Here is a 12,280-nt window from a genome sequence, read left to right as displayed (position 1 = left end):
GGGGAAATCGGGCATGATCGCCGCGGTGCGCTATCGAGTTTTGTGCAACAACCTACTCAAATGTCTTGAACCTCGCCCTAGTCTCGCAGTGACCGCCGCAGCCCGTCGGTAATCGGCCGCAACACGTAGTCCAGCGCCGTCCGCTTCTCGCCGAGCAGGAAGGCTTCCACCGGCATCCCCGGCGCCAGGGCCAGCCCCTGCTGGCGATCGAGCGAGCCCGGGTCGATCTGCAGGCGCGCCAGGAAGAAGGCGTTGTTCTGCGCATCCGTCTGCCGGTCGGCCGAGACGTAGATCACCTCGGCCTCCAGCAGCGGCACGTCGTTGGTGCGATAGGCGCTGAGCCGCAGCCGCGCGCGCCCGCCGACATGCACCATCTCGGTGTCCGTCACCGCGATGCGGGTCTCCGCCACCAGGCGGTCGTCCAGCGGCACGATGTCCAGCACCGGCATCCCCGCGGCGATGCTGCTGCCCGGGGTGAAGTACTTGATGTCGGTGACCGTCCCGGCTTCCGGCGCGGTCACCTCGCGCCGCGTCAACACGTCCATCGCACCGCGCAGCCGCTGCTCGGCATCCGCGATGGCGGCCTGGGCTTCCTGAAGGTCGCGCGCGATGTCCTGCTGGCGGTTCAGCGCGATGCCGGCGAGCTCGGCCTCGGATTGCGCAATCTGCTCGCGCGTCTGCGCCTCCTGCGCCTCGAGCTGGCCGAGATTGCCGAGCAGCTCGGCCTCTGCGCGCTGCAGCTCCCATTGCCGGGTGCGCGTCGCGAAGCCGCGCGCGAGCAGCTGGGTCACCCCCGCCAGTTCCTCGCGGATCGCACGCAGGCGCGTCGCGGCGGAGACCTGCTGCGCCTGCAGGGCGGCGACCTGCTGCTGGTACTGCGCGATGCGCGTGCGCTGCACGCCCGTGGCGCCGTCGAAGGCCGCCCAGCGCGCGCCGAACAGCCGCCGCTCGGCCTCCATCACGCTGCCGATCGAGGCGTTCTGCGCCGCCGCCGCCAGCGCGCCGGCGAGCGGGGCGAAGCCGCGCTGGTCCGCCTGTTCCGCCGTCAGCCGCGCCGCGCGCACCGTCTGGCCCCAGAACAGCGCCTGCGCCTGCTGCGCCGCCGCCTCCGCCTGGGTGATGTCGAGCCGCAGCAGCGGCTGGCCGGCGGCCACGCGCTCGCCCTCCCGCACCAGCAATTCGCGCAGGATGCCGGGCTCCAGCAGCGTCACCGTCTTGCGCTTGCCCTCGGCGATCAGCGTCCCGTTGCCGATCACCGCGCGCTCCAGCGTCGTCGCCGCTGCCCAGCCCACCAGCCCGCCGACGCCGATCACGAGCACCGCCGCCGAGGCCAGCACCAGGCGCCGCAGCGAGGGCGGCGGCAGGACCGCGTCCATCTCCGCCTCCAGCGCATCGGCCACCTGCATCATGCCGCCCTTTCCATCCGTTCGACGGTCCAGCCGCCCTCGCGCGTCAGCCGCAGCGTGCCGTCCAGCCTGCCCGTCCAGGGCCGCGCGTCATGCGTGACCAGCAGCACCACCGCGCCGCCGCGCGCCGCTTCCGACACGCCGCGGTGCAGCCCTTCCCGCGCCGCGGCGTCGAGCGCGGCCTCGGGCTCGTCCAGCACCAGCAGCCGCGGGCTGCCGAGCAGCGCGCGCGACAGCGCGACCAGCCGCTGCTGCCCGCCCGACAGCCCGGTGCCCGCGCCGGCCTGCGTCTCGTAGCCGCGCGCCAGCCGTCCGATCGCGTCATGCGCGCCGGCGCGTCGCGCCGCGGCGACCGCCGCTTCCGGCGTCGCCTCGGCGAAGCGGCCGATATTGTCCATCACGCTGCCCTGCAGCAGCAGCGGCTCCTGCGCGAGATAGCCGATGCGCGGGCCCAGCACGCCTCGGTCCGCGCGATGCGTGTCCTGCCCGTCCAGCAGCACCCGCCCCGTCGCCGGCGCCGCCAGCCCCAGCACTGCGCGCAGCAGGCTCGTCTTGCCGATGCCGTTCGGTCCGAGCACCGCCCAGACCTCGCCGGGCGCGATGCGCATCGACAGGTTCCGCACGAGATCGCGCCCCGCGGCCGGCACGCGCACCGTCACGTCCTCGATCACCAGCCCGTCCGGCGCCGAGGCGTCGCGCGGCGCCGGCGCGGGTGCCTCCCCGGACGCGGCCAGCGCGCGCAGCCGCCGCCAGGCCAGCAGCCCATAGGCCCAATCCCGCCAGCGCGCGACCAGCGCGACGACGGGATTGGTCGCGAAGCCGACCATCGTCGTCGCCGCCAGCATCGCGCCGGGCGAGGTCGCCTGCCCGATCAGCAGCCACGCGCCAGCCGTCACGATCGCCATCTGCTGCGCGAAATCCGCGAGCATCAGCAGCCCCTGCAACGCCCGCGCGCGGCGCTGCGCGCGGTCCTGCCGGTCCAGCGCCGCCAGCCAGCCCGGCAGCCAGCCCCGCAGCACCGCCGGCATCATGCCGAGCCCGCGCACGGCCTCGGGCTGCCGCAGCGCGGCCGACAGGCCGGACGCCGCCGCCGCCGTGGCACCGGTCGCCTCCGCGATCGTGACCCGCGTCGCGCGGTCCGCCGCCACCGCAATCCCTGCCTTGGCCACCAGCGCGCAGAGTGCGACCTCGAAGAACAGCGGATGCAGCAGCCACAGGAAGCCCAGCGCGACGGGGATCGACATCAGGTCCAGCAGGTCCGGCAGCATCGTCCCGCCGAGCAGCCGCCGCATCTCCGCGACGTCCTGCAGCGCGAGCGCCGGGCGATGCCCCTCGCCGCCCAGCGCTACCCGGACCGAGGCGGTCAGCGCGCGCAGCTGCAGCCGGCGCCCGACGCGCTCCGCAATGCCGGCCAGCAGCGCCGCGCGCAACTCCCGCAGCAGGCCCGACAGCAGCAGCGCGACGGCGAAGGCGATCGCCAGCACCACCAGCGTCGAATAGCTGCGGGACTCCAGCACGCCGTCGAAGACATGCATCGTCAGCAGCGGGGTCACCAGCACCGCGCCCTGCGCCGCGACCGACAGCGCGACGCAGGTCGCGAAGCCGATCCACAGCTCCGCGCGGCCGCGCAGCGCGGGACGCGCCGCCGGCGCCGGGGCGGGGAGCCGCAGCGCCGCGCTCATGCCGCGCCCAGCAGCCGCGCCGGCGCCCTTGCCGCGGCCAGCGCGGGCAGCGGCACCGGCAGGGTCCGCGACGGAAGCGCGGCCAGCGCCCAGCCCGCTTCCTTCAGCGTGAGCCGGCGCATCGCCTGCGCCACCAGCGCCTCCCGGTGGGAGGCGAAGATCACCGCCGTGCCGGCCGCCGACAGCGCCGCGATCATCCGCGCCACCGCCGCCTCGCCCGCCTCGTCCAGCCAGGCGGAAGGCTCGTCCAGCAGCACCAGCCGCGGGCCGCCGAACACCGCGCGGGCAAGCGCGATGCGCTGGCGCTGGCCCATGGACAGCCGCAGCGTCCCGTCCAGCCGCGTCGCGAAGCCATGCGGCAGCCCTGCCACGAGCTGCTCGGCATCAGCAAGCCGCGCCGCGCGCAGCACCGCCGCCATGTCCGGCCTCGGATCGAGCCGCGCGATGACCGAGGCGACGGAGGCCGCCGGCAGCACCGGATCCTGCGGGAGATAGCCGACGAAGCGCGCCAGGCTGCCGCGTTCCCAGTGCGCGGTGGCGTGGCCGTCGAGGTAGACGGCCCCCGCCGTCGCCCCCTGCACGCCGAGGATCACGCGCAGGAGCGTGGACTTACCCGTGCCCGGCGGGCCGGCGAGCGCCACCACCTCGCCCGGCGCGACCTCCAGGCTGACGTCGCGCAGAAGCGCGCGGCCGCTGCCGGGATGGACCAGCGTCACGCGCTCCACCGAAAGCCGCCCCTCCGGACAGGGGTAGTCGCGCGCCTCGCGCGGGGGGGCGGCGTCCGCGGCGCGCAGCAGCGCGTCCAGCCGCGCCCAGGCCGCGCGCGCCGCCGCGGCCTCGTCGAGCGATCCGCCGGCATGCGCGAAGGGCGCCATCAGCTGCCCCGTCAGGAGCGATCCCGCGATGATGCCGTAGCCGATGTCCGATCCCTGCAGCACGACCAGCGCGCCGACCACCATCGCGCCGCTGCCGGCGAGGCGCTGCAGCGTCGTCATCGCCGCATCGGTCAGCCGCGCGCCGGCCTGCGCCCGGCGCAGCCGGTCCGCCCCAAGCCCCAGCGTGCCCGCCCAGCGCCGCACCAGCGCCGGCAGCATGCCATGCGCCTCCACTGCCTCGGCGCAGCGAACGGCGTCCGACACCAGCCGCGCCCCCTGCGCGGCGGCCTGGTTGGACGCGATCAGCGCCTGCCGCGTCAGACGGTCGCCCAGCACGCCGAGGCCGAGCGCGAGCAGCGCCGCGGCCAGCCCGAACAGCGCGAAGGCCCAGTGGAACCAGGCCAGCAGCAGCAGGAAGGACGGCACCAGGACCGCGTCCAGCACGAAGGCGCAGAGCGTGCCGGTCACGCCGCGCCGCACCTCCTCGATGTCGTGCAGCGCCTGGGCGGTGGTCGCGGCGGGGTCGGCGTCCCGCCGCTCCGACGCCGCGAGCAGCGCGGGGACGGCCAGCCGCCGCGCCAGCCGGTTCCCGATCGCGACGAGGGCGAGGTCGCGCAGCTGCGCCAGCGCGACCACCGCGACGGCGCCGATCGCGAAGCCCGTCGCCAGGCCCCAGGCCGTGCCCATGCTCGCCGTCGGCAGCACCAGCGAATAGACCTGCGTCTTCAGCAGCACGAGCAGGAAGGGGCCGAGCGCGCCTATCAGGCCGAGCAGCGCGGCGAGCTTCACCGCCGCCGCGATCTCGGGCCCCAGCCTCGCCATGGCGCCCGAAGGCTGCGCCGCCATCATCGCCTCAGACCAGGCCGAGCAGCATCGCCGTGCCGACGCCCGCGCCGACCACCACCACCGCCAGCACGGCGCCGAGCGCGACCTGCCAGGGATCGGCCCCGCGCCGCGGCGGCGCCGCCGGGCCGGCCAGCGCGGCCAGCCGCTCGTCCATCCGGGTCAGCCAGATCGTCAGCGTCTCGAGCCTCGCGTCCAGCGCGGCCTGGCGGTCGGCGAGGTCGGCGGGCAGCCGTTCCGTCGCGCGCAGCAGGTCCTCGCGCAGCTGGCGATGAGCGGCGGCAGTGGCTTCGAGCACGCGGGCGAGCGCGCCGGTGGGATCGATGTCCACGCGACGCGCACGGATCGGCAGCGGGATCTCCGTGCCGTCGGCGGCGCGGGCCAGCACCTGCATGTCGCGGTGGCGCTGCGCCCATTCCGGCCGCAGCGGCAGCTCGAAGGCATGGCGCCCGTCGCCGATGCCGGCCTTGGCCAGGTCCTCCCGCATGCGGTCGGCGGCCGCGCTGACTACGACCTCGCCGGCCAGCCGAAGCTCGATCGTCAGCGGCTCCGCGGGATCGGCGGAATTCCAGGCCCAGCCGTACAGCCGGTGCTCGTTCGCGTTGTCGACCAGGCCCTCGAGCTCGGCCAGCCGCCGCGTCTCGCTCCTGCGCGCCGCACTCATGCCGCGCTCCTCCGATTGCCCGCGAGGTCGCGGTAGAGGCCGAGATGCGCCCGCGCGGCCGCATCCATGTCCGGCGGCGCGCCGATGCCTGCGACCAGCCGCTGCCAGAGCCGCGGCGTCGCGACCGCGCGGCGCATCGCCTCCGCCAGGCCCGCCTCGTCGCCGATCGGGAAATGCAGGCCGTCCACGCCGTCCGCGACCATCTCCGCCATGCCGCCGCCATCGCCGCAGATCACGGGCCGGCGATGGCGGAAGGCCTCCTGGATCACCAGCGGCGCGTTCTCCCACCAGATGGACGGCACCACGACCCAGTCGGCCGCGGCGATGCGCGTCGCGAACTCCTCCGGCGCGTAGCCGCCGTGGTGCCGCGCCGCAGGCGCCGCTTCCAGCGCCGCGGCGAATTCGGCCATGAAGGCCTCCGTCTGCCAGGCCGTGCCGCCATGGACGGCAAGCCCGTGCTCCACGCCCTGACGCGACAGCGCGGCGGAGGCGCGCAGCGCCACCAGCGTGCCCTTGAAGCGGTTGACGTTGCCGAAGACCGCGAAGCGGTCGCGCCGCCCGCCCTTCGGCGCCGCGCGATGCGGCGCGGCCGGCTCCGCGGGCACGGCGTTGGGCAGCACCACGATGCGCGAGCCGTCCCAGCCCGAGGCGACGAAGCGGTCGCGCAGGAAGCGGCTCGGCGCGACCAGCAGGTCGAAGGCGCGGAAGGCGTCGCGGATCGCGAGATCGCGCAGCCGGATCTCCAGCGGCGCGCGGTCGGGGAAGCAGCGGCGGCAGCCCTCGGGCGAGGGGCCCGTGCAGCGCCGTCCCTCCGGCGTCAGCAGCTGGCCCTCCCGCGCGCAGAGCGCGAAGTAGTCGTGCAGCGTCGCGACCATCGTCGCGCCCGGCGCGGCGCGGCGCAGCATGTCGATCCCCTCAAGCCCGAAGAGCAGGGGGTGGTGCAGGTGGATCACCTCGGGGTCCGCGCGCCGCACGATCGGCGCCAGCGCCGCAAGCCCGTAGATGTCCTGCTGCGAGAGGTAGAAGCGGTCGAAATGGTCGAGCGGCACGAGAAGCTCGTCCTCCGCGCCGCCCGCGGCCTGCACGACAGTGCCGGGATGGCGGTCCCGCAGCGCCGCCGTGACGCCGGCCAGGAACAGGCCTTCCGCCCCGTGCCGGTCGCGCAGCGCGCGGAAGAGATTGAGCGCAAAGGCCTCGCTGCCGCCGGGCTGCAGCGACGGGTGGTTGTGGGCGAGGAAAAGGACGCGCACGGCGGTCAGCCTTCCGCGCCGAAGCGCGCCATGACCGCCGCGATCGCCGCATCCCAGCGGCGATGGTGCAGCAGCCGGTTGTAGGCGCCGGCGAGCGTCTGCGCGTGCCCGTCATGCCCGGCGATGGACTGGCGCTCGAAGTGGTAGAGCTCGGCGGCGGGCTCGTAGCCGATCTCGTGGCCCGCCGCGCGCAGCGACAGGCAGAGGTCGGAATCCTCGAAGTCGCCGATCACGTAGTCCGTGCAGAAGCCGCCCGCGGTGTCGAACGCCTTGCGGCGCACGAAGAGCGCGGCGCCGGTCACTGCCGGCACGCGGCGCGCGACGTTGGCCGCGGCGGTCGTGCGGGGGAAGCCCTTGAAGTAGTGGTCGTTCAGCCATTCGCCGTCCAGGCCGCGGCGGAACAGCAGCCCGGCATGCTGGATCGCGCCATCCCCGAAGAGCAGCTTGGGCCCGACCGCGGCGAGCCGGCGTTCGCGCGAGAGCCGCGCGAGCAGCGCGTCGCTCCAGCCCGGCGCGGCGGGCAGCACGTCGGAATTGAGGAAGCCGATGACGGGCGCGCGGGACGCCGCCGCGCCGGCGTTGCAGGCGCTGGCGTAGCCGCGGTTCTGCGGCATGGTGACCAGCACCGCCGCGACGCCGGTCAGCGCCGCCATGCCGCGCAGCAGGTGCTCGACCTGGCCGCGCTGCTCGGGGCTGTCGAGCACATAGACGATCTCGGCCTCGCGCAGCGCCGCGTCGCGCGCGAAGGACGCGAGCTGGAAGCGCAGGAAGCGCAGGTTGCGGTACAGCGGCACCACCAGCGCGATCCTCGGCCGGCGCGGCGCCGCGCCGAATGCCGTCCGATCCGGCGTGCCGCCGGGGCGCATCGCGGCCTGGTGCAGCCGCCAGGCCGCCGGCGCGATCGCCTTCTCCAGCAGGCCGGGCGGAAGCGTTGCCGGCAGCGCCGCGCGCAGCACCAGGTCGCGTGCCGCGGCCGGCGCGAAGCGCGCGGGCGGGGCGACCAGCTCGATCGCTTCGCCCGAACCGAGCCGCAGGGACAGCCGCCACTGCGCCACGGCGGGATCGTCGGCGTCCGGCAGATGCGCGACGAAGCCGGGCAGGGGATCGTCCGCGGCGAAGGCCGCGCGGGTGAATTCGTCCTTCAGCTCGGGCCGCGCGACGCGGTGCAGCGCCCCGGGCGGGATCGCGGCGCGGCCGAGCACCGAGCGCAGCTCCATCCCCGCGACGAGCCCGAGCGGGTCGCGCAGCCAGCCCCGCAGGAAGAGCCCGCCGCCCTCGTCGGAGAGCGCGAGCTCCAGCGCGCCGCCGACCGGCGAGACGGGATCCACCTCGCGATGCGGCCGGGCCGGCACCAGCAGCTGCACCTCGCGCAGCAGCCCGGTCCAGCGCCCCCGCTCCGCCCCGGCGGACAGCGCGGCCAGGGCCTGGCCGGCCCGCGCGTCGCCGCGGAAGCCGCGGGCGAGGAAGTCGCGCAGCGCCGGCAGCGCCGCGGGCAAGGGCGCGAGCGGCAGGGGCCGCGCCGCCGCGCCGGGCGGCAGCAGCAGCGTGTCGGCGGCGGGCGCCGGGCCGGCAATGACCAGCACGCCGGCGCGGCATTCGGCGCGGCGCAGGCGGCCGTGCTCGATCACCTGCCAGGCGCCGGGGGCGGCGCGCGGCACCGACCAGAGGGAGAGCGTCGCGCCCGGCCGACAGAGCGGCTGCGCCGCGGCGCCGGCGGCCACCGCGCGCGCCAGCGCATGGCAGGACGCGGCGAGCCCCGCGCCGGCGCCGAGCGTGGGTCCGGCCGTCAGCAGCAGGAAGCGGAGCAGCGCCAGCCGTTCGGGCTCCTCCCGCCCGATCAGCAGGGCGGTGGGGTCGGCCGGCCGGTCGAGGGCGAAGGACGCGAGGAGCTGGCCGCCGCGGCTCAGCCGGCAGGCCGCGCCGGGGACCAGCCTGCCGGCCTCGTCGCGCGTGGCGAACAGCAGGCGCGGCGCGGCGGGATCGCCGAGCAGCATCGCCGCGCTGGGCGGGGGCAGCGTCTCGCCCCCGACCTCGAGCTCCGCGATGCCGGGCAGTGCGGGGGCGGCGCAATCCGCCTCGAGCAGCAGGATCCCGCCCGGCAGGCGCGCCACCCGGTGGGAGGCGCCGGGCGCGGCCGCCCGGCGTGCCGCCGCGGTCGCGCCCTCGATCGCGGGCAGGTCGAGCATGCCCGGGCGGTCAGACGATCTTCACGTAGTCGTTCAGGTGGGCCAGCAGGTCCGACTTCGACACGCCGACCAGCTTGATCGTGTCGTCGCCGATCGTGATGGTCGAGGACGCCGCGTTGCCGGACACGTAGCCCGCCAGGTCCGCCGCCTTGGTGATGCCCGTGCCGTTGATGTTGGCCTGGATGGCGATGGTGTCGCCCTTCTGGAAGTCGAGGACGACGTCCTTGCCGAAGCCGGATTCGAACAGGAACACGTCCTGCCCCTTGCCGCCGGCCATCACGTCGTCGCCGGAGCCGCCGATGATCAGGTCCTTGCCGTCACCGCCGGCGATGATGTCGCTGCCCGCGCCGCCGCTCAGCCTGTCGTCGCCCTGGCCGCCGGAGATCACGTCGTTGCCGTCGCCGCCGTCGAGCACGTCCCGGCCCTGCGCGCCGTCCAGCGAGTCGTTGCCGGTGCCGCCGAGGAGCGTATCGTTGCCCTGGCTGCCGAGCCCGCTGTCGTCGCCGGCGCCGAGATCGGCCGCGTCGAAGCCCTTGCCGGCCTTGACCGTGTCGTTGCCCCCGAAGGTCAGGATCAGGTTGTCGAAGATCCCCCGCGGGAAGAGCCTGTCGGCATCGACGCTGTCGTTGCCGTCGGTGCCCATGTAGATCCCGCCAGGCAGCGTCGCGAAATCGGTCATCTCTCGTCCTCCTTTATCCCTGGCCGGTCAGTGCTGGGCCTGGTGCTCTACTACCGCAGATTGCATACCAGTGGACGATACAACCGGAGTGTGGGCACAAATTTCCACTTCCGAGTGTAACGGTTCGGCAGTGTTCGCGCCGTCTTGCCGCGCTTCGTCGAAGCACAGCGCGTAGCCGACGCCCCGGACCGAGGCGATCGCCTCGGCCTGGAGCTTGCGGCGCAGCCGCTTCACCAGCCCGTCGACCGCACGGTCCGTGGCGCTCCAGGCCCGGCGGAACACCAGGCGCGAGATCGTCTCGCGGTCCACGGGCTCGCCGCCGGCCTGCTCCAGCAGGCGCAGCAGTTCGAATTCCGCACCGGTCAGCGGGATGCTGGCCTCGCCGCTGGCGGCGACGAGCGCGCGACGTGATGCGGCGAGCCGCCAGCCGCCCTCGATGCAGCGCGGCGCGGCGCTGCCGCTGGCGGCGCCCGGCCGGGGCTGGCCGGCGGCGCGGCGCAGCACGGCGCCGATGCGGGCCAGCATCTCGGCCACCGGCATCCCCGCCGCGAGGTAGTCATCCGCCCCGGATTCCAGCGCCGGGACGCTGTCGGCCTCGCCGGCCTTGCCATGGGCGACCAGCACGATGGGCAGGGCGACGACGCGGCGGAGGCGGCGGAGCAGGGCGAGGCGCTCCGGCGCCGGGCCGGCGCCGAGCAGCAGCAGGTCGGGCGGGTTGCGGCCGGAGATCAGGGCGAGCACGCGCTCGGGCGCGTCGCAGGTGCCGACGCCGTAGCCCCGCTCGCGCAGGGCTTCCTCGATGCGCCGGCGGCTGGCGCTGCCGGGATCCGCCAGCAGGACATGCTGGCCCGTTGCCGCAGGACCCATCGCCCGCTGCTCCTTATCCGTGTGGCGGATTCTGCTTACTAAACCTATGGTAGTAATTACTGGCGTGCGGGGTCAATCCCGAACCCGCTGTAGCGCGTGCGGAGAATTGTCAAAAAACAACCCTCTAGCAGCGTCTCAGGCGGTTACACCCGTATAAGTTGTGTTTGGGCTAACGACGCACCTCGGCGTTCATCTTCCGACGGCGCCGAGGGGCGAGCAATCCTGCGGTGACGCGCGGCGTCAGAGCCTAGGAAGGGCCCGTCAGAGCTGGGACCTGCTAGCGCGGCGGGCTGCTGTTGTCGCCGCCGCCCGGCGGCGCTTCGGCCCCGCTGCCCGGCGCGGCCCGCTCCCGCGCCAGCCGGGCGCCGAGCTCCGCCAGTTCGCGCCGCTGCTGCGCCAGTTGCTGCTCGGCGGCGGCGATGGCGGTGCCGAGCTCGGCGCGTCGCCGCTCCATGGCTGCGACCTCCGCGCGCAACGCCTCGGCCTGGTTGCGGAGCGGCGCATCGGCGGCGCGGGCGGCGGCCAGGCGCTGCTCGGCCTCGGCGAGCTCGGCGCGGCGGGCGGCCAGCGTCTCGCTCGCCTGCTGCGCCTGGTCGCGCGCGGCGGCGAGGCTGCGTTCCTGCGCGGCGGTGCCGTTGCGCAGCTCCGCCAGCCGGCGCTCCGCCGTGCCGATCTCCTCGCGCAGTGCGGCGCTGCGGCTTTCGAAACCGCGCAGCGCGGTCGCGGCCTGGTCGCGCTGGGCGACGATCCCCGCGAGTTCCTGCTGCGCCCGGCCGGCGGCGTCGCGCTGGGCGGCGAGCCCCTGTTCGACGGTCGCGAGTTCGCCACGCAGCGCGGCGATGCGGCGCTCCGCCTCAGCCGCCTGGTCCCGGCTGCGGGCGGCTGTCTGGTCGCCGGCCTCCCGCGCCGCGGCAAGGCGCTGCTCGGCCTGGGCGGCCTCGCCGCGCAGGGCCGCCAGGCGCTGCTCGGCGGCGGCGCCGGCGGTGCGGCGCTCGGCCAGCTGCTGCTCGGCCTGGGCGATGGCGGCGCGGAGCTCGCCGGACCGGCGCTCCTCCGCCGCGGCCTGCTCGCGCAGGCCATTCAGACGCCGCTCCGCCTCGGCCGCGGCCTGGTTGCGGGTGCCGAGCAGGGTCTCGGCCTGGGCGACCAGGCCGCGCAGACCCGCCAGGCGCTGGTCCTCCTGGGCGATGCCCTGGCGCAGCGCGGCCAGGCGCTGGTCGGCGGCGCCGGCCTGGGCCTGGAGGTCGGCCAGGCGCCGCTCCTCCTGCGCACGGCGCTGTTCCAGCGCGGCGAGCGCCTGCTGCTGCTGGGTCTCCTGCTGGCGCAGCGCGGCGAGCCGCGTCTCGGTCTCGGCAAGGCGCGCGCGGGCCTGGGCGTCGTCCGCGGCCAAGCCCGCAACCTGGGATTGCAAAAGATCGCGCCGGCTCTCCTCGGCTGCGATCTGCTCGCGCAGGCGGGTCGCCTGCTGCTCCGTGTCGCCACGGCCGCGCTGAGCGTTGGCGAGCGCACCGCGCGCGCGGGCGAGCTGGCCTTCCAGCGCCTCGAGATTGCCGCGCGCCGCGCGCTCCGCGGCCAGCGCCGCTTCCAGTTCCGAGATCCGGGCCTGCTGGGCGGTCCCCCGCGCCTCGGCCTCGGCGAGCGCCCGCTGGTTGGAGGCGAGCCGGTCGCGGCGTTCGACGCTCAGGCCGCAGGCCGCGAGCGGCAGGATCGCCAGCAGCAGGCCGGCCTTCTGGCTGATGCGCATCGTCCCGGTCCCCCGCTTTCCCGCCGGGTGGGATTCCCCATGCCGGGGCGGGCGGCGTCAACGCCCCCGCGCCGATCCGAAGGG

General features: G+C 75.6%; 9 protein-coding genes. All 9 read right to left on the bottom strand.

Features of this window, described 5'->3' with window-relative positions; all coding sequences use genetic code 11:
• Window positions 1-77: 77 nt before the first annotated feature.
• Window positions 78-1,409, bottom strand: a complete 1,332-nt coding sequence (locus tag ACLF3M_RS10805) for an HlyD family type I secretion periplasmic adaptor subunit (RefSeq protein ID WP_430656928.1) — start codon at window positions 1,407-1,409, stop codon at window positions 78-80.
• Complete coding sequence (locus ACLF3M_RS10800; protein ID WP_430656927.1) at window positions 1,406-3,088, bottom strand: ATP-binding cassette domain-containing protein; 1,683 nt, start codon at window positions 3,086-3,088, stop codon at window positions 1,406-1,408. Before ACLF3M_RS10800 ends, ACLF3M_RS10805 begins: the two co-directional genes overlap by 4 nt.
• Entirely contained in the window at window positions 3,085-4,785 is a 1,701-nt protein-coding gene (locus ACLF3M_RS10795) for an ATP-binding cassette domain-containing protein (RefSeq protein WP_430656926.1), read from the bottom strand. Before ACLF3M_RS10795 ends, ACLF3M_RS10800 begins: the two co-directional genes overlap by 4 nt.
• Before the next feature lie 31 nt (window positions 4,786-4,816).
• Window positions 4,817-5,470, bottom strand: a complete 654-nt coding sequence (locus ACLF3M_RS10790) for a hypothetical protein (protein WP_430656925.1) — start codon at window positions 5,468-5,470, stop codon at window positions 4,817-4,819.
• A complete protein-coding gene (locus ACLF3M_RS10785; protein WP_430656924.1) occupies window positions 5,467-6,720 on the bottom strand; it encodes a glycosyltransferase in 1,254 nt (417 codons plus the stop codon). The genes ACLF3M_RS10790 and ACLF3M_RS10785 overlap by 4 nt, the downstream gene beginning before the upstream one ends.
• A 5-nt stretch (window positions 6,721-6,725) precedes the next feature.
• Window positions 6,726-8,906 carry a glycosyltransferase family 2 protein gene (locus tag ACLF3M_RS10780; RefSeq protein ID WP_430656923.1) on the bottom strand — a complete coding sequence of 727 codons (2,181 nt, stop codon included), beginning with the start codon at window positions 8,904-8,906 and terminating at the stop codon, window positions 6,726-6,728.
• A gap of 10 nt (window positions 8,907-8,916) precedes the next feature.
• On the bottom strand, window positions 8,917-9,585 hold the full coding sequence (locus ACLF3M_RS10775; RefSeq protein ID WP_430656922.1) for a calcium-binding protein: 669 nt from the start codon (window positions 9,583-9,585) through the stop codon (window positions 8,917-8,919).
• A gap of 27 nt (window positions 9,586-9,612) precedes the next feature.
• Complete coding sequence (locus ACLF3M_RS10770; protein WP_430656921.1) at window positions 9,613-10,452, bottom strand: winged helix-turn-helix domain-containing protein; 840 nt, start codon at window positions 10,450-10,452, stop codon at window positions 9,613-9,615.
• Window positions 10,453-10,729: 277 nt separating this feature from the next.
• Window positions 10,730-12,196 (bottom strand): hypothetical protein, encoded by a 1,467-nt coding sequence (locus ACLF3M_RS10765; RefSeq protein WP_430656920.1) that lies wholly within the window; start codon window positions 12,194-12,196, stop codon window positions 10,730-10,732.
• Window positions 12,197-12,280: the final 84 nt, after the last annotated feature.

The organism is Falsiroseomonas sp. HW251, assembly GCF_050563545.1.
Lineage (GTDB): Bacteria > Pseudomonadota > Alphaproteobacteria > Acetobacterales > Acetobacteraceae > Falsiroseomonas.
This window is presented reverse-complemented; position numbering and strand designations above follow the sequence as displayed.